The 15,710-nt window shown below is 64.7% G+C and carries 13 protein-coding genes and 3 pseudogenes; 11 read left to right on the top strand and 5 right to left on the bottom strand.

What is annotated here, in order from left to right; genetic code table 11:
- Nucleotide 1: 1 nt before the first annotated feature.
- Nucleotides 2-463 (top strand): universal stress protein, encoded by a 462-nt coding sequence (locus EBI04_RS01540; protein WP_135255752.1) that lies wholly within the window; start codon nucleotides 2-4, stop codon nucleotides 461-463.
- On the opposite strand, the gene EBI04_RS01535 is transcribed toward EBI04_RS01540, so the two are convergent.
- Genes EBI04_RS01535 through EBI04_RS01525 form a run of 3 tightly spaced genes read right to left on the bottom strand, consistent with a single transcriptional unit; the run spans nucleotide 427 to nucleotide 4,273 of the window.
- Entirely contained in the window at nucleotides 427-1,392 is a 966-nt protein-coding gene (locus EBI04_RS01535) for a sodium:calcium antiporter (RefSeq protein WP_135255751.1), read from the bottom strand. The genes EBI04_RS01540 and EBI04_RS01535 overlap by 37 nt on opposite strands.
- Nucleotides 1,389-1,838, bottom strand: a complete 450-nt coding sequence (locus EBI04_RS01530; protein WP_135255750.1) for a CBS domain-containing protein — start codon at nucleotides 1,836-1,838, stop codon at nucleotides 1,389-1,391. Before EBI04_RS01530 ends, EBI04_RS01535 begins: the two co-directional genes overlap by 4 nt.
- Complete coding sequence (locus EBI04_RS01525) at nucleotides 1,835-4,273, bottom strand: cation-translocating P-type ATPase (RefSeq protein ID WP_135255749.1); 2,439 nt, start codon at nucleotides 4,271-4,273, stop codon at nucleotides 1,835-1,837. The genes EBI04_RS01530 and EBI04_RS01525 overlap by 4 nt, the downstream gene beginning before the upstream one ends.
- 68 nt (nucleotides 4,274-4,341) lie before the next feature.
- Between EBI04_RS01525 and EBI04_RS01520 the strand changes: the two genes are divergently transcribed.
- From EBI04_RS01520 to EBI04_RS13380, 3 genes and pseudogenes are all read left to right on the top strand, one after another.
- The gene (locus EBI04_RS01520; protein ID WP_135255748.1) at nucleotides 4,342-4,908 is read left to right on the top strand and encodes a thioredoxin family protein; all 567 of its coding nucleotides are present in this window, start codon (nucleotides 4,342-4,344) and stop codon (nucleotides 4,906-4,908) included.
- Nucleotides 4,909-4,980: 72 nt separating this feature from the next.
- Entirely contained in the window at nucleotides 4,981-5,913 is a 933-nt protein-coding gene (locus tag EBI04_RS01515; protein ID WP_135255747.1) for an NAD-dependent epimerase/dehydratase family protein, read from the top strand.
- A 21-nt stretch (nucleotides 5,914-5,934) separates the two neighbouring features.
- Nucleotides 5,935-6,858 (top strand): annotated as a pseudogene (locus tag EBI04_RS13380) (SLAC1 family transporter); the annotation flags it as partial.
- 3 nt (nucleotides 6,859-6,861) lie between these two features.
- Here EBI04_RS13380 and EBI04_RS01505 read toward each other — a convergent pair.
- Nucleotides 6,862-8,310, bottom strand: a complete 1,449-nt coding sequence (locus EBI04_RS01505; protein ID WP_135255745.1) for a lyase family protein — start codon at nucleotides 8,308-8,310, stop codon at nucleotides 6,862-6,864.
- A 230-nt stretch (nucleotides 8,311-8,540) separates the two neighbouring features.
- On the opposite strand from EBI04_RS01505, the gene EBI04_RS01500 reads away from it, so the two are divergent.
- The 7 genes and pseudogenes from EBI04_RS01500 (at nucleotide 8,541) to EBI04_RS01475 (ending at nucleotide 15,164) form a co-directional block, all read left to right on the top strand.
- Nucleotides 8,541-9,725: an ABC transporter substrate-binding protein gene (locus tag EBI04_RS01500; protein ID WP_135255744.1), complete on the top strand. Its 1,185-nt coding sequence runs from the start codon at nucleotides 8,541-8,543 to the stop codon at nucleotides 9,723-9,725.
- Nucleotides 9,726-9,776: 51 nt separating this feature from the next.
- Nucleotides 9,777-10,652 carry a branched-chain amino acid ABC transporter permease gene (locus tag EBI04_RS01495; protein WP_135255743.1) on the top strand — a complete coding sequence of 292 codons (876 nt, stop codon included), beginning with the start codon at nucleotides 9,777-9,779 and terminating at the stop codon, nucleotides 10,650-10,652.
- Nucleotides 10,653-10,717: 65 nt separating this feature from the next.
- Nucleotides 10,718-11,497 (top strand): ABC transporter ATP-binding protein, encoded by a 780-nt coding sequence (locus EBI04_RS01490; RefSeq protein ID WP_135255742.1) that lies wholly within the window; start codon nucleotides 10,718-10,720, stop codon nucleotides 11,495-11,497.
- A gap of 77 nt (nucleotides 11,498-11,574) precedes the next feature.
- A pseudogene (locus EBI04_RS14035) lies at nucleotides 11,575-11,670 on the top strand (ATP-binding cassette domain-containing protein); the annotation flags it as partial.
- 50 nt (nucleotides 11,671-11,720) lie between these two features.
- The gene (locus EBI04_RS01485; RefSeq protein WP_444545751.1) at nucleotides 11,721-12,236 is read left to right on the top strand and encodes an ABC transporter ATP-binding protein; all 516 of its coding nucleotides are present in this window, start codon (nucleotides 11,721-11,723) and stop codon (nucleotides 12,234-12,236) included.
- Nucleotides 12,237-12,242: 6 nt separating this feature from the next.
- A pseudogene (locus EBI04_RS01480) lies at nucleotides 12,243-14,095 on the top strand (AMP-binding protein).
- Between the two features lies 1 nt (nucleotide 14,096).
- The gene (locus EBI04_RS01475) at nucleotides 14,097-15,164 is read left to right on the top strand and encodes a branched-chain amino acid ABC transporter permease (RefSeq protein ID WP_135255741.1); all 1,068 of its coding nucleotides are present in this window, start codon (nucleotides 14,097-14,099) and stop codon (nucleotides 15,162-15,164) included.
- Here the strand turns inward: EBI04_RS01475 and EBI04_RS01470 are convergent, their stop codons facing one another.
- Nucleotides 15,165-15,707 (bottom strand): glycerol-3-phosphate acyltransferase, encoded by a 543-nt coding sequence (locus tag EBI04_RS01470; protein WP_135255740.1) that lies wholly within the window; start codon nucleotides 15,705-15,707, stop codon nucleotides 15,165-15,167. It lies immediately after the preceding gene.
- Between the last annotated feature and the right edge of the window lie 3 nt (nucleotides 15,708-15,710).

The following is a 15,710-nucleotide window of genomic DNA, read 5'->3' as shown; positions in this document are numbered from 1 at the left end:
CATGTACCGAAGCCTTCTTCTTCCCACAGACGGAAGCCCGGCTGCCGAAGCTGGGGTAAAGGAGGGGCTCCGCCTGGCCAAGGCCCTGGGGGCCCGGGTAGCCTTTCTTTACGTGCTGGAGCCCATAGGGCCAAGGCTTTTCCTGGGCCCGGAAACCCTTCCCTACTACCAGGCCCTGGTGGAGGACATGCGGAAAGAGGGCATGGCCGCCTTGGACCGGGCCACCCGGATGGCGGAGGAGTTCGGGGTGGGGTTTGAGGCCCATCTCCTCGAGGGGCGGGCGGCGGAGGTCATCCTAAAGGAGGCAGAAAAGCACGACCTTCTGGCGATGGCCACCCACGGGCGGACGGGGTTGGATGCGGTGCTTTTGGGTAGCGTAACCCAGGAGGTGGTCCGGCGAAGCTCCAAACCGGTTTTGGTAGTCCCCTACCGCACCAGCGGAAGCGAAGCCGCAAGCAGGTAAAGGGCCACGATGGCCCAGGAATCGTAGGCCAGGACCCATAGCTTTCTCAGGCTCTGGTACATGAGCCCGGTGAGCACCGTCCCTGCCATACCCAAAAGCACAAGGACGCTGAGCAGATGACTTCCCCCCATCTGGATCAGCAGGGGACCAGGGGTTAGAACATCCGCATAGGAGAGCAGAAAGGTGTTAAACATCACGCTCCCCAGCGCGTTGCCCAAGGCCAAGTCCACCGCCCCCAGGCGGGCGGCCGCCAGGGTTACCGTGGCCTCAGGCAAGGTGGTGACCAGCCCCACCAGGAAGGTGCCCACCCAGGCCTGGCCCAGCCCTGTTTCCCGGGCCAGGGCCTCGGCCAAATCCGGAAGCAAAACCGCCGCCCCCACCAAAACCCCCGCCCCCAGGAGGTAGCGTCCTAAGGCCGTTCTCAAAGGAATATGGGCGTAGGCCTCCTCCTCGAGGGCCTCATCGTGGGGGAAACGCCTGGCGTAGCGAAAGGAAAGCCACAGAGCGAAAAGGTACAGGGGAAAAAGCCCCAGGGCAAACCCTCCGACTCGCCCCAGGCCCCGCTCTGCCAAAAGGCCAAGCCCCGCCACCGCTAAAAGGAGAACCACGAGTCCCAGGCTCAAGGCGTGTCCCTGGCTGGCCCGGGCGGTGAGGGGACGGGGATGAACGGCATCCAGCACAGTGAGCAGAAGAAAGTTGACCATGCTGGCCCCAAGGAGATTCCCCACGGCGATATCGGGAAGGCCCTGAAGGGCAGCGCTGGTGACGTTGAAGAGTTCAGGAAGGCTGGTGGTGATACCCACCAGGAAAAGCCCCATAAAGGTACGGCCGAGCCCGGTCTTTTCCGATAGCACATCCCCGTAAAAGGCCACCTGCCGCCCAGCCAGGAGGATGACCAAGGCCACCGCCAAAAAGGCCAGCCAGGTCATAGCTGGGACTGGAGTAGGCGGAGCAGGTCAAACCGGGTGATGATCCCCATGGGCTTACCCTCCCCATCCACCACGGGAACGTGGTTGATATCGTAAGCCAGCATGAGCTCCAAAACGCGGAAAAGCGGTTCCTCCGGCCCCACGGCGTGTACCGAGCTGCTCATGATCTCCTCTACCCGGGTACTCCTGGCTTCCGCCAGAATCGCCTCCAAGCCGTCGGAACCCAAGAAGCGACCTAGAAGCATGGGCGCCCGAAAGGTGGAAAAGGGCACACCCCGTTCCTTAAGGAAATCGCTTTCCGTCACAATGCCCACCAAGCGGCCCTTTTTGTCCACCACCAGCACGCTCCCGATTCCTTTTCTCAACATCAGCTGGGCCACCTCCGCCAGGGAGGTATCCGGAAGCACACTCACCACTGGGCTGGTCATGGCGTCCTTGGCCTTCATCTCTTAACCTCCTTCCGCCATACTAACCGGTCTATTCCTTCAGCCATGAGCCAGGCAAGGAGCGCCATACCCAAGGCCAGCCCCCAGACCCATGCGGGCACCGGAACGGCTTCCAAGACTCCCGGGGCCAGGGTACCCAGCAGGAGCTGAATGGCGATGCCCAAAGCCACAGCCCCGTGCAAATACGGGTTGGGCAGGGGCATCAGGTGAGTGTGCCGAGCAGCGTAAGCGAAGAAGAGCTGGCCCAGGGTCATGAAGTGGAAGGTGGCGGTACGCGCCACCTCGGCGGCACCCAAAGGGGCCTGGGTATATCCCCATCCCGGCAGAAGGGCCAAGAGCAACAAGGCAAAGGCGGCCTTGATGGTTCCCGTGAGGAGGATGAACCGCAAGGAGGGGGGGTCCAAAAGGGGGCTGTCCTTGGGCCTAGGCGGCCGCTTCAATACCCCGGGATTACGGTCCACGGCCAGGGCAAGGGCAGGAAGGCCATCGGTCACCAGGTTGATCCAGAGAATCTGCACCGCGGTGAGGGGAAGAAGGAGGTGCCCAGCCTCGTCCCTGAGGTTGAGGAGGGCGGCAAACACCATACCCAAGGCCACCACCAAGACCTCAGAGAGGTTGGTGGAGAAGAGGAAGCGGATGAACTTCTGGATGTTCTCGTAAATGCTCCGCCCCTCCTCAATGGCCGCCACGATGGTGGCGAAGTTATCGTCTAGGAGAATCAGATCCGCCACCTCCCGGGAGACCTCTGAGCCCCGTTGACCCATGGCCACCCCCACGTCCGCCCGCTTAAGGGCTGGGGCATCGTTCACCCCGTCCCCGGTCATGGCCACCACCTCGCCCGCTTTTTGGAATGCCTCAACGATGCGTAGCTTGTCCTCGGGCTTTACCCGGGCGAAGACATCCACCTCCAAAAGCTCCTCGTCGGCGAGCTCCCTGATCTCCTCCCCGGTGGCCACCACCTCGGCAGGAATGCCCACCTTACGGGCGATAGCCAAGGCGGTGGCCGGATGGTCCCCCGTCACCATCACCACCCTAACCCCCGCCTTCAAAACCTTAGCCACCGCCTCCGGCACCTCCGGGCGTGGAGGATCCAGGAGGAGGACGAAGCCCAAAAAACCTAGCTCCTCTTCCTTCTCCCCCTCGCCATGGGCCAAGGCCAGCACCCGAAAGCCCTCCTTTGCGTAGGCCTCCCCCTGTTTCAAAAGGGAAGCTTTGTCCTCTGGGCTTAGGGCGAGGCGGGGGAGAAGGACCTCGGGGGCCCCTTTGAGGAAGCTTCCCTCGGGTGTGGTCACCCGCATGTACTTCCAAGCGCTGTCAAAGGGCCTCTCGGAAAGCCTGGGGTGTTCCTGGCGCACCCGCTTCACATCCAGGTGCCGGGCCGCATAGCGCAAAAGACCCAGCTCCAAGGGGTCCCCTGCGCCGGTTTCCAGGTCGGCATCGTTACAGAGGACTATGGCGAGAAGAGCCCTTTGGGGGTCCGGCCCCACCACCTTTTGCACCTCCATGCGGTTTTCCGTGAGGGTACCCGTCTTGTCGGTGGCGATAACGGTAACGCTCCCCAAGGCCTCCACCGCCGAAAGGCGCCGAACCACCGCCTTGCGGCGCGCCATGCGCTCCACCCCCAGGGCCAAGGCCAGGGTGAGCACGGCAGGCAGCCCCTCGGGCACCGCCGCCACCGCCAGGGCCACGGCGAAGAGCACCACCTGCGCCGAAAACCCCTCCATCAGGAAGCCGAGGAGCACCAGGGCCAAGGCCAAGAGGATGACCCAGCGCGCAACCCGGTGGCCGAAAGTTGCCAGACGCCGCTCCAACGGGGTTTTTTCCTCCTCCATTTCCGCCAGGAGGCCAGCGATGCGGCCCATGGCGCTCTGGAACCCTGTTCGCGTAACCTCCACGAGGGCCCGGCCCCTCACCAAGAGGGTCCCCGCGTAAACCTCCTCACCTGCTTCCTTTTCCACGGGGATGCTCTCCCCGGTGAGGGCGCTCTCGTCCACCAAGGTCCCGCTGGCCTCTATCAGGAGGCCATCTGCGGGCACCCGGTCCCCGGCCTCGAGGCGAACCACATCCCCCGGCACGATCTCCCGGCTGGGAAGGTGTTGGAAGCGACCATCCCGCAAAACCCACACCAGGGGCTCCGCCAGGGCTTTAAGACGCCTAAGGGCCTCCTCGGAGCGCTTCTCCTGCAGGGTGCCCAGGGTAGCGTTAAGGACCAGGATGGCCAGAATGGCCAAGGCCTCCAGGGGAAGCCCATGGGCTCCCTTATAGAGCCAAAGGCCCAGGTCCACCGCCAAGGCAAAGAGGAGGATGTAGATGAGAGGGCTTTGAAACTGGCGCAGGAACCGTTGCCAAAGAGGTTCAGGGGGTTTTTCCGGAAGGGCGTTGGGGCCGTATTCTACCAAGCGTTTTTGCGCCTCCTGTGAGGTAAGCCCCCGCATGGAGACATGATACCGGGAGGGTGAGGGGCTTATTGTCCCCTTCCGGAGTCCTAAGGTAAGATGGCCCTATGTTACAGTACCCGGAGCTACCCCTAGGAAGCCCTTTGATCGACGCCGAGCTTCCCGACCCCCGGGGCGGGCGGTACCGGCTTTCCCAGTTCCAGGAACCCCTCTTGGCCGTGATCTTCATGTGCAACCACTGCCCCTACGTGAAGGGCTCCATCCAGGAGATCGTGAGCCTGGCGGAGAAGTACCGCGGCCGGGTGGCCTTCGTAGGCATCAATCCCAACGACTACGAGCGCTACCCCGACGACGCCCCGGAGAAGATGGTGGAGTTCGCCAAGGAGCACGGCATCTTCTTCCCCTATCTCCTGGACGAGAGCCAGGAGGTGGCCAAGGCCTACAAGGCTTTGCGCACCCCCGAGGTCTTCCTCTTCGACGAAAGGCGCCTCCTCCGCTACCACGGCCGGGTGAACGATAGCCCCAAGTTCCCCGAACAGGTCCAGACCCACGACCTCGAGGCCGCCATCGAAGCCTTGCTCAAGGGGAAAGAGCCCCCTTTGGCGGAAGCCCCGGCCATCGGCTGCACCATCAAGTGGCGCCCGGGAAACGAGCCTGAGGTCCAAATCGGCTAATCCTTGGCCTAGGGCCCTATAGGATGGAGGCCGTTTACCCCGCCCCGCTAGGGGCGGTCGAGGAGGGTATGCATGCGCGTACTGGTGACGGGTGGAGCAGGTTTCATCGGTAGCCACATTGCGGAGAGCCTGATGCGCGAGGGCGTGGAGGTGGCGGTCTTGGACAACCTCGCCACGGGCAAGCGGGAAAACGTTCCCCAAGGCATCTACTTCTACAAGGTGGACCTCAGGAACCGGGAGGGGCTGGAAAGGGTTTTCCGGGAGTTCCGCCCCACCCACGTCTCCCACCAGGCAGCCCAGGCCTCGGTGAAGGTGAGCGTGGATAACCCCGTCCTGGACTTCGAGGTGAACCTCCTGGGCGGTTTGAACCTCCTCGAGGCCATGCGAAAGTGGGGGGCCGAGAAGCTGGTCTTCGCCTCCACAGGAGGGGCCATCTACGGGGAGGTTCCCGAAGGGGAACGGGCCGAGGAAACCTGGCCCCCCAAGCCCAAAAGCCCCTACGCCGCCAGCAAGGCCTCCTTTGAGCACTACCTCTCCGCTTACGGGCAAAACTACGGGCTCAAGTGGGTCTCTCTTCGCTACGGCAACGTCTACGGCCCCCGGCAGGACCCCCATGGGGAGGCCGGGGTGGTGGCCATTTTCTCGGAGAGGATCCTCAGGGGAGAACCGGTCACCCTCTACGCCAGAAGAACCCCCGGGGACGAGGGGTGTGTGCGGGACTACATCTACGTGGCCGATGTGGTGCGGGCTCACAACCTGGCCCTCAAGGGCCTAGAAGGGATCTACAATGTGGGCACCGGCGAGGGACACACCACCCAGGAGGTCCTCCAGGCCGTGGCCGAGGCCGCAGGGCGAACCCCGCAGGTCCATCCAGCCCCTCCGCGTCCCGGCGATCTGGAAAGAAGCGTGCTCTCTCCCTTGAAGCTCATGGCCCATGGCTGGCGGCCCGAGGTGGGTTTCCGGGAGGGCATCCGGCTCACCGTGGAATACTTCCGCGCCCGTTGACATACCCCCCACCCCTATCCGATGATGGGGGGTATGAGCGTTCGTTTCTTTCACCCCGCCTGGTTCGCCATGGTCATGGGGGGAAGCGGGGTAACCCTGGCCCTCCATCGCTTCGGCCTCGAGGCCCTGGCCCTGGTGAATTACGGTGTGGTGGCCCTTCTTTTCCTGGCAAGCCTGGGCATCTTCTTGGCGAAGCTTTTCGGCCACCGGGAGCGGGTCTGGGAGGAGCTCCACCATCCCCTTCTTTCCCAGCTCTACGCCACCTTCCCCCTGGCCTTCCTCCTGTTCGGTCTGGCCAGCCAGGAGGTAGCGGGCCTGAAGGGCCTGGCCCTCACCCTCTTCGCTGTGGGAGCCCCCTTGGTCCTCCTCTCCAGCCTCCTCCTGGGCTACTTGGTCTTCACCCGGATGCGCCTCCCCTTTGAGGCGGCCAACGGCACCTGGTTCATCCCCCCGGTGTCCGCCATCGTGGTGCCCCTGGCGGGGGGGCCTCTCCTTCCCCTCATGGGGCCCTGGGCGAGGGAGGCTTTCTTCTGGATGCTGATGTTCCTGGGGCTCGGGCTGGTGCTCTTCCTCTGGGTGGGGTCGACCCTCTTCGCCCGCCTCTACGCCCACGAGCGCCCCGCCCCTGAGCTGGTGCCCAGCCTCTTCATCGGCCTGGCCCCGGTGGGGGTGGGCATCCTGGCCCCCCTCTCCCTCCTCCAAGGGGCCAAGGCGGCGGGCCTTTTGGCCGTGGACCTGGAGAACTTCCATCTCTTCGGCGCTGCCCTCTGGGGCTTAGGGGGATGGTGGTTTGCCCTGGCCATGACCCTCTTCCTGGAAAACCTCCTCCTGCACCGGGTGCGTTTAGTCTTCCAACCGGGGCTTTGGGGCTTGGTCTTTCCCTTGGCGGCCTTCACCCTGGCCACCCGGGCCCTGGCCGAGGGCTTGCACAGCCTACTCCTGCACCTCCTAGCCCAGGGGCTCTTCCTGGTGCTCCTGGCCTTCCACCTGCCCCTGCTGGTCCGTAGCCTTCTCGCCTTCCTCCGTCTGGAAACCCTCAGGCCCTTTGGCCAACAGGCGCCTGGCCAGGCGCACCCGAGCCCGCAGGGCCGCTAGGGCCTTGCGGTCTTCCTTAAGGCGCTTCCTGGCCCAAGCCAAAGCCTCCCCCCGGGCCTTAGGCCCCACACCTCCCAGGACCTCCCGGCGGGCGAAAAAGCCCTCGAGGCTCATCCAGGCAAGGAGTTCCTCCCGTTCCACCCCCAAGAGCTCGGGCCGGACCCCAGGCAGGGCGCCCTGTACCCGCCGGTACGCCTCGGCAAGGGGTACCCCCTTGCGCACCAAAAGGTCCACCGCCTCCGAGGCCAGGACCTCCGGGGAAAGCTCTTCCAGAAGAAGGGCTGGCTCAAACCGGCTTTCCTCGAGGGCCACCCGGGTAAGCTCCAAGGCTGCCTCGGCGCTTTCCATCAGGGCCGTCAAAGGCTCCAGTACCCCGGTGGAGTGGTCGTTCAAGTCGGTGAAGGGGGTGTTGTGGTTCAGGGAAGCCAGCGTACCCATCCCGCCCACCAGCTGGCCCGCATAGATGCGGGCGTGCTCCAGCACCACGGGATTCCGCTTCTGCGGCATGAAGCTGGAACCCTGGGCCAACCCCTCCCCCACCACAAAGGCCCCCCGCTCCGCCAGGGCCAGCAGGTCGGTGAGAAAACGGGAGAGGCTGGTACCCAGTCCCGCCAGGGCCGAGGCCAGCTCCAGGGCATAATCCCCCGAGGCCACGGCATCCAAGGTGTTCTCCACCGGTCCGGCAAAACCCAAAAGGGCGGCAAGCCGCAACCGGTCTACAGGGTAGGGGTTCCCCGCCAGGGCACTGGCCCCCAAAGGGCACCGATCCAAGGTATCCAAAGCCTGCCGCAAACGGCGGAAGTCCCTTTCCAAAAGTGCCTCCACCCCGAGGAGGTAATGGTCCAAGGTGGAGGGCTGGGCCGGCCGGTGGTGGGTGCGGAGGACCAGGGGTACCCCGGCGTGGGCCCGGGCGACTCCGAGTACCGCCCCCCGTAGGCGAAGAAAATCCCCCAGCAAGGCCACCGCCCGGTCCCTCAGGTAAGCGCGAAAGGCCGTGAGGTCCAGGTCGTTGCGGGATAGCCCCCGGCGTATGGCCCCCGCCACCTCCTCCCCCCAGTGCTCGGCAAGCTGGGAGTAGATGGAGAAGAAGACGTCCTCCACCTCCCCCGTGAAACTAGGCAAGGGGAGCGTACGGAGTTCCCTTAAAGCGGCCACCGCTTCCTGCGCTCTTGGGATGCCCAACCGGGAAAGCTCCATGCCGTAAGCGGTGAGGGCATCGAAGAAGTGGGGAACTAGGGCTTCGCGGGCGAATCGGTAGTGACGGCCCAGAACAAAGCGGCGGTAAACAGCATGCCAGCGCATGATCCCATCCTAAGTACCCCGTCATAGCTTGCGCCACGACGGGGCACATGAACCCCAACTTCGCGAAGGCGCCCCTCCGGGCAGGTGCAGCACCGCATCCCAACCCCCATGCTCTCAGGGAAATAGACCTCCTACGGACCAGGAGCCCGACGGGTCATGGTCCCAGGGCTTGCCGAAGAAGGACGAGCATGGTATCTTTGCGGCAAGCACAACCGGAAAGGAGGCACAGGATGAAGCGCAGGGAGTTTCTAAGGAAGCTGGGTGTAGGTGGGTTGACGGCCTTAGGCATGCCCTATTTCGCCGCCGCTCAGGCACGGCCTGTTAAGCTGGCTGCCCTCCTTCCCCTCACCGGGCCCTTCGCCTTCGCGGGCAACGCCGGGCGGGAGGGGTTCGTGGACGGGGTGGACTACGTGAACGAGGTCCTGGGCGGGATCGGGGGCCGCAGGCTGGAGCTCATTGTGGAGGATACCGGCTACGACGTGGCCAAGGGCACCGCCGCCTTCAACCGGGTGGTATCCCGGGAGCGTCCCGATGAGCTTCTCTTCGTCTACGGGGACTCCACCGGGCTTTCCAAGGCCCTGGCCCCGGAGATCGCCCGCATGAGCCTCCCCTACTCCGCCACCAGCTTTGCCAACGAGCTGGCCGACCCCAAAACCTACCCCACCATCTTCGTCTTCGGCCCCACCTACAACGACATGATGGAGGCCCTCCTCCGCCAGGTCCGCCTGCAAAAGGGCCGGGCCAGGATCGCCTTGGTTTACTCCAACACCGAGTTCGGGCGCGACCCCATCCCTTACGCCAAGGAGAGGGCCAAGGCCTTAGGCATGGAGGTGGTCCACGAGGAGGTGACACCCCCCGCCTTCACCGACGCCACCCCGGTGGTGCTGAACCTGCGCCGGGCAAACCCCGACTTCGTGATCCTTCAAGGCTATGCCCTTTCCGCGGAACCCCTCATCCTGCGGGCCGCCAGGGAGCAAGGCCTACAAGCCCAGTTTATGGGCACCTACTACTCGGCGGACCTAGCCCTCATCCAGCGGGCTGGTCCAGCTGCGGAGGGCTTCACCGTCACCTACCACAATGCCTACTGGTACGACACCCTGGTGCCAGCGGTGGACGAGATGCGGAAGTTCCGCCAGAGGAAGGGCCGGGACACCTCCTACCGCCCCACCTACTACATGGGTAGCTTGGCGGTGGTCTTGGGCATCGCCGAGGCCATGCGCCGGGCGGCGCAGGCAGGCAAACTCACCCGGGCAGGGGTGGTGGAGTACTTGGACAAGCTCGGGGACTACAACGGCCTGGGCCTACAGCGGAGCTACCAGTTCGTGAACCATCGCCTGCCCTACACCAAGCTGTACCGGGCCAGTGTGAAGGATGGCCGCTTCAACGCCATTACCGATTGGGTCAAGCTGGCTTAGCCCCTGTACCGCCCCCAGGTTTACCCTGCCTGGGGGCTTCCCGAGGCGCCCATGTCCGACCTCCTACCGTATCTGATCGGCGGCCTAAGCAACGGGGCCCTCTACGGCCTCCTGGCCTTGGGCTTCGTCTTGGTCTACCGGGCCACCAGCGTGGTGAACTTCGCCATAGGCGAGTTCCTGCTGGTAGGGGCCTACCTCACTTACACCTTTGCCCTCTTCCTGCCCCTGTCCCTGGCCATGCTGGCCGCCCTCCCAGCCGCCTTCCTCTTCGGACTTTTGGTGGAAAGGGGTTTTGTGCGGCCCCTTCTGGGGCGGAACGTGGTGGCGGTGATCATGGCCACCATTGGGTTGGCCGCGGCCCTGGACGGCGGGGTCCAGCTGGTCTGGGGGCCGGATCTTAAGTACCTCAGTGGGGAACTCCCCCAGCTCGGCTTCCAGTTGGGGGAGGTGTTCGTACCCTCCAGGGCCGTCTGGAACCTCCTCTTGGCCTTGCCCCTGGGCCTTGGCCTCCTCTGGCTCCTTCGGAGAAGCCGCTACGGCATCCTGGTGCGGGCCATCTCCGAAAGGGAAGTGGCCGCCCTGGCCTTGGGGATTCCCACAGCCCGCATCCTGGCCGGGGTTTGGGGGATCTCGGCCCTCCTGGCCACCTTGGCGGGAGCCCTTTTGGCGGTGGCTAGCGGGGTAGGCCCCAACCTGGTTTTCCTGGGCCTCAAGGTCTTCCCCGTGGCCATCCTGGGCGGGCTGGACTCGGTGGGGGGGGCCCTGCTGGCAGGGTTTATCCTTGGGGTCTTGGAAGCGCTTTCCCAACGCTATCTGGAACCCATCCTCCCCGGATTCACCGAGGCCTTGCCCTTCGTGGTGGTCCTTTTCGTGCTCCTGGTGCGCCCCTATGGCCTATTGGGCGAGCGGCAGATTGAGAGGGTGTGATGCCACCCGGCCGGGAGTCCCGACAGAGGCTTTCTCAGCCGCACGAGGAGGGAGAGGGAAACGGTATGGTCCTGTCCGTAGAAAACCTCAAGGTGGTCTACCGGGGGGTGATCCTGGTCCTGGACGGGGTTTCCCTGGAGGTGAGGGAAGGGGAAGCGGTGGCCCTTTTGGGGCCCAACGGGGCCGGCAAAAGCTCTTTGGTGCGAGCGGTGTCGGGGCTTCTCCCCAAGTTTGAGGGAAGGGTGCTGGATGGGCACGTGCGCCTCTTGGGCCAGGAGGCCACCCATCTGGACCCGGTGCGCATCACGGGCCTGGGGCTTACCGCGGTCCTCGAGGGCCGCCCCCTCTTCCGCTACCTGACCCCCGTGGAGAACCTGGTGGCCGCCGGCCACCGCCTCTCTCCCCGGGAGCTTAAGGAGGGCATGGAAGAGGTCTTCGCCCGTTTCCCCCGGCTCTACGAAAGGCGCCACGAGCAGGCGGGCTACCTTTCCGGGGGCGAGCAGCAGATGCTGCTATTGGGCATGGCCCTCCTCACCCGGCCCAGGGTGCTGGTGGTGGACGAGCCTTCCTTGGGCCTAGCCCCCAAGCTGGTGGAGGAGGTGATGCGCACCCTGGAGGCCTTAAGGCGGGAGAAAAACCTGAGCCTCCTTTTGGTGGAGCAAAACGCCCGGGCAGCCCTGGCCATCGTGGACCGGGTTTACGTCATGGAACGGGGTCGGGTGGTGTTTGAAGGCGATGCCAAAACCGCCCAGGAGGACCAGGACGTGATGGAGTTCTACCTGGGCAAGGAGGAGGTTGGCTTCCGCCAGGCCAAGCGCTACCGAAGGAGGAAGCGGTGGGTGTGATCCTCGAGGCCAAGAACCTCCACCTCTCCTTCAAAGGGGTAAAGGCCCTAGCGGGAGTGGAGTTTAGCGTTGCCGAAGGCGAGTTCTTCGCCGTGATAGGACCCAACGGGGCTGGGAAAACCACGCTTCTCAACGTACTTTCCGGGGTGTATGAGCCCGATAAGGGCGAGGTGATCTTCCTGGGCCAAAGCCTCGGGGGAAAAGCCCCCAGGAAAGGGCCCGCATGGGTTTGGGGCGTACCTTCCAGGGTCTGGAGATCTTCCGGGGCATGAGCGTTTTGGACAACGTAAAGCTGGGAGCCGAGTTGGCCCTTTCCTCCTATCCTCTCGCCCTACCCCGGGCCGAGCGGGAGTGGCAACTCAGGGCTTGGGCCGAGGAGGTCCTGGACTACCTCCACCTCTCCCCCTTTCGCCACGCCCCCGCCGGAATGCTTCCCTACGGCCTGCAGAAGCGGGTGGAGGTAGCCCGGGCCCTGGCCAGCCGGCCCAAGCTCCTCCTCCTGGACGAGCCCATGGCCGGGCTTTCCCTGGAGGAAAAGCAAGATCTCGCCCGCTTCCTCCTGGACGCCCGGGAGGAATGGGGGGTAACCCTCCTCTGGGTGGAACACGACCTAAGGGCAGTCTTGGAGCTTTCCGACAGGGTCCTGGTCCTCTCCTACGGGGAGGTTCTCTACCATGGCCCCCCGCAAGGGGTGCGCCAGGATCCCAAGGTGGCAGAAGCCTACCTGGGGCAGGTTTGAGGCACTATGGAAGGAACGCTGCTTGCCTACCTGTACCACCACGCCAAGGAAACTCCCCATGCCCCCGCCTTACGGGTGAAGCGGCTTGGGGTCTGGCAGAAAACCTCCTGGAAGGAGCTTTTGGAGCGTACCCTTAGCCTGGCAGGGGGGCTTTGGGCCTTGGGCCTTCGGGAAGGGGAGGTCCTGGCCATCCTGGGGCATAACGCTCCTGAGTGGGTGGAGGCCGAGCTGGCCGCCCAGACCTTAGGAGCCCTTCCCATGGGCATCTACGCGGACGCCATGCCCGAGGAGGTGGGCTACTTCCTGGAGTTCACCGGGGCCAAGGGCATCGTGGTCTCCGACGAGGAGCAACTGGACAAGGTCTACCCCCACCTGCACCGGGTGGATTTCGTCCTGGTCTGGGAGGAGGCGGGGATGTCCCGCCACTTCCAGGGCAAGGTGCTCCGGTTTAGCCAGGCCTTCGGGGATCCCAAGGTGGGGGAAGAGGCCCTAAAAAAGCGCCGCCCCGGGGAAACCGCCCTCCTCGCCCCCACTTCGGGCACCACGGGAAGGAGCAAGCTGGCCATGCTTTCCCACCAGAACCTCCTCGCCGGCCACTTTGCCCTGGCCCAAGCCCTGGGGTTCCAGAAGGGGGCCTGGGTCTTCAGCTACCTACCCCTTCCCTGGATAGGGGAGCAGATGCTCACCGTGGTTCAGGGCCTGGTGGAGGGCTCCACCGTGCACTTCCCCGAAGACCCCACCACCCTGAGGGAGGACCTTAAGGAGGTCCAGCCCGACTTTTTCCTGGCCCCACCCCGGCTTTGGGAGGACATGGCCAGCCTGATCCAAAGCCGCATGGCGGACGCCGACCTCCTAAAGGCCTTCTTCTACCGGGTGGGGATGGAGGCCCTCCTGGAAGGAGCGAGCCGGGAGTTCCGGGGGGAGAGGGTGGGCCCTTGGCTCAACCTCAAGCGGGCCCTTTTTACCCCCTCATCGCCAGGCCCCTTAGGGCCCGGCTGGGCCTTGCCGCCTGCAGGATTGCCGTCACCGGGGGAGCGCCTTTGGGGAACGAGGTTTTCACCTTTTTCCGCGCCTTAGGCCTGGACATCCGCCAGGTCTACGGCCAGTCGGAAACCGCCGCCGCCACCACCGCCCACGCCACCGGGGATGCCCCTCCGGAAACCGTGGGCCCCCCTCTTCCCCACACAGAGGTGCGCATCAGCGAGGAAGGGGAGATCCAGGTGAAAGGGCCCCAGGTCTTCCAGGGTTATTTCCGCCAGGCAAAGGCCACTGAGGAAACCTTCACCGAAGACGGCTTTTTCCGCACCGGGGATGCGGGCTTCTTCGACGAGCGGGGGCACCTGGTGATCCTGGGCCGGGTGAAGGAGGTGGGGGCCCTTGCGGACGGCACCCGCTTCGCCCCGCAGTTCCTGGAAAACCGGCTCAAGTACTCCCCTTACATCCGCGAAGCCGTGGTCCTGGGCCACGGCAAGCCCTTTGTGAGCGCCCTCATCGAGCTGGACCCGGAAAACGTGCAGAACTGGGCCCGTCGGCGAGGCATCCCCTTCACCACCTACCTCTCCCTCACGGAAAGGCCCGAGGTCAAAGCCCTGATCGCCGAGGAAATCCGCATGGTGAACAAAACCCTTCCCGAAAAGCTCAAGATCCAGCGCTTCGCCATCCTCCCCAAGGAACTCCACCCCGACGACGAGGAGATCACCCGCACCCGCAAGGTGCGGCGCCAGGTGGTGGAGGCCCGCTACGGCCCGGTGATCCAGGCCCTCTACGGGGAGGGGGGACGGGTGGAGGTGGTGCTCCCCATCCGCTACCTCGAGGGGGAAGGGAGGCTCGAGGCCACCTTGGAAGTGCAGGAGGTCTAGGATGTACCGCCTTGCCAAACAGCTTACCGACGCCTTCAGCCGCCGCTTTGCCCGTTCGGTGCGGGAAACCTACCAGCAGGACGAAGCCTACGCCAGCACGCCCCTGGGGCGTCTGGCTCTAGGGGTTTTCCTGGTTTTCCTCCTTCTTCTTCCCCTCCTCCTTCCCCCCTACCCCATGTACGTGACCACCCTGGTGGCCATCGGGGCTTTAAGCGCCTTGGGGCTCCACCTCCTGGTGGGGGGTGCGGGGCAGATCTCCTTGGGCCACGCCGCCTTCATGGGGGTGGGAGCCTACGCGGCAAGCCACCTCTACGGTCCCTTGGCCCCCTTGGGCATCCTCCTCGGGGGAGGTATCGCCGCCCTCTTGGGTCTCGTGCTGGGCCTTCCCTCCTTGCGCATCAAGGGGGTGTACCTGGCCATCGCCACCCTGGCCTTTCAGTTTCTGGCGGATTACGTCTTCAAAAACTGGGAAGCGGTCACGGGGGGTATCCGGGGGCGGACCCTACCCCCTGCGGAGCTCTTCGGCTTCGTCCTGGACACCCCTGGAAAGCTTTGGTACCTGGTGCTCGTGTTCGCCCTACCCCTGTTCTTTTACGGCAAGCGCCTCCTCATGACCCGGGCGGGCCGCGCCTTCATGGCCGTGCGGGATAATGACCTCTCCGCCCGGGTGGCGGGGGTAGACCTGGTACGGGTAAAGCTCTTGGCCTTTGCCCTCTCCGCCTTCTATGCCGGTATGGCCGGGGGGCTTCTGGCCCAGCTTTACAAGGCGGTAACCCCCGAGTACTTCCCCCTCACGGTGAGCATCCAGTACCTGGCTATGGTCATCGTGGGCGGGGCAGGCACGGTGCTGGGAGCGATTTTGGGAGCCTTCTTCGTACTCCTCATCCCCGAGGTCTTAAACGGCCTGGTGGGGTCCCTTGGCCCCCAGTACGCCGCCACCCTGGCGGCCTGGCGCAACGTGGTCTTCGGCCTCCTCATCCTGGCCTTTCTGATCCTGGAACCCCTGGGATTGGTGGGTCTTTGGGGGAGGATCCGCAACTACTTCCGCACCTGGCCCCTCCCCTACTAACTAGCGGTGCCAGTCCTTAAGGTGGCGTAAGGCCACGGGAAGGCCAAGCCCCAGCCCGAAAAGGAGGTAAGCGGGAGACGGGTGCAGGAGGGCGGCCAGGAAGGGCTGGGCCAAGGCCACGACCAGGGCCACGCGGTAGGGCCTTCGGAAAAGGGCGAAAAGGGTAGCGAAAAGCGGGAGGGAAAGGAAGAGAAGCCGGGGATCCACGGCAAAGAGCACCCCAGCCCCCGTAGCCAAGCCCTTTCCCCCTTGGAAGAGGAGCCAGGGGGAAAAGGCATGCCCCCACACCGCCCCCACGCCCCCGGCAAGGCCACCCAGAGGGCTTCCCCCCACTCCCTCCCCCAGGGCCACCGCCAGGATTCCCTTGAAGAGGTCCAGGAGGAGAACCATGAAACCCGGTACCGGCCCCAGCACCCGGTAGACGTTCAAGGCCCCTGGATTGCCCGATCCCTCCTGGAGGAGGTTCCTTCCCCGAAGGGCCCCAAACCAGTAGGCGATGGGCAAGCTTCCCAGGAAGTACCCAAGAAGAAAGGCTACGAACATGGG

The organism is Thermus caldilimi, from assembly GCF_004684245.1.
Lineage (GTDB): Bacteria > Deinococcota > Deinococci > Deinococcales > Thermaceae > Thermus > Thermus caldilimi.
The sequence above is the reverse complement of the archived record's forward strand: the minus strand, read 5'-3'. Positions and strand labels throughout refer to the sequence as shown.

What these genes read in the sequence shown, in the direction of transcription:
- EBI04_RS01505 (WP_135255745.1), bottom strand. Translation starts at nt 8,310, where the DNA reads ATGCGCTGGCATGCTGTTTACCGCCGCTTTGTTCTGGGCCGTCACTAC.
- EBI04_RS01515 (WP_135255747.1), top strand. Translation starts at nt 4,981, where the DNA reads ATGCGCGTACTGGTGACGGGTGGAGCAGGTTTCATCGGTAGCCACATT.
- EBI04_RS01490 (WP_135255742.1), top strand. Translation starts at nt 10,718, where the DNA reads ATGGTCCTGTCCGTAGAAAACCTCAAGGTGGTCTACCGGGGGGTGATC.
- EBI04_RS01520 (WP_135255748.1), top strand. Translation starts at nt 4,342, where the DNA reads ATGTTACAGTACCCGGAGCTACCCCTAGGAAGCCCTTTGATCGACGCC.
- EBI04_RS01485 (WP_444545751.1), top strand. Translation starts at nt 11,721, where the DNA reads ATGGGTTTGGGGCGTACCTTCCAGGGTCTGGAGATCTTCCGGGGCATG.
- EBI04_RS01495 (WP_135255743.1), top strand. Translation starts at nt 9,777, where the DNA reads ATGTCCGACCTCCTACCGTATCTGATCGGCGGCCTAAGCAACGGGGCC.
- EBI04_RS01525 (WP_135255749.1), bottom strand. Translation starts at nt 4,273, where the DNA reads ATGCGGGGGCTTACCTCACAGGAGGCGCAAAAACGCTTGGTAGAATAC.
- EBI04_RS01530 (WP_135255750.1), bottom strand. Translation starts at nt 1,838, where the DNA reads ATGAAGGCCAAGGACGCCATGACCAGCCCAGTGGTGAGTGTGCTTCCG.
- EBI04_RS01475 (WP_135255741.1), top strand. Translation starts at nt 14,097, where the DNA reads ATGTACCGCCTTGCCAAACAGCTTACCGACGCCTTCAGCCGCCGCTTT.
- EBI04_RS01470 (WP_135255740.1), bottom strand. Translation starts at nt 15,707, where the DNA reads ATGTTCGTAGCCTTTCTTCTTGGGTACTTCCTGGGAAGCTTGCCCATC.
- EBI04_RS01535 (WP_135255751.1), bottom strand. Translation starts at nt 1,392, where the DNA reads ATGACCTGGCTGGCCTTTTTGGCGGTGGCCTTGGTCATCCTCCTGGCT.
- EBI04_RS01500 (WP_135255744.1), top strand. Translation starts at nt 8,541, where the DNA reads ATGAAGCGCAGGGAGTTTCTAAGGAAGCTGGGTGTAGGTGGGTTGACG.
- EBI04_RS01540 (WP_135255752.1), top strand. Translation starts at nt 2, where the DNA reads ATGTACCGAAGCCTTCTTCTTCCCACAGACGGAAGCCCGGCTGCCGAA.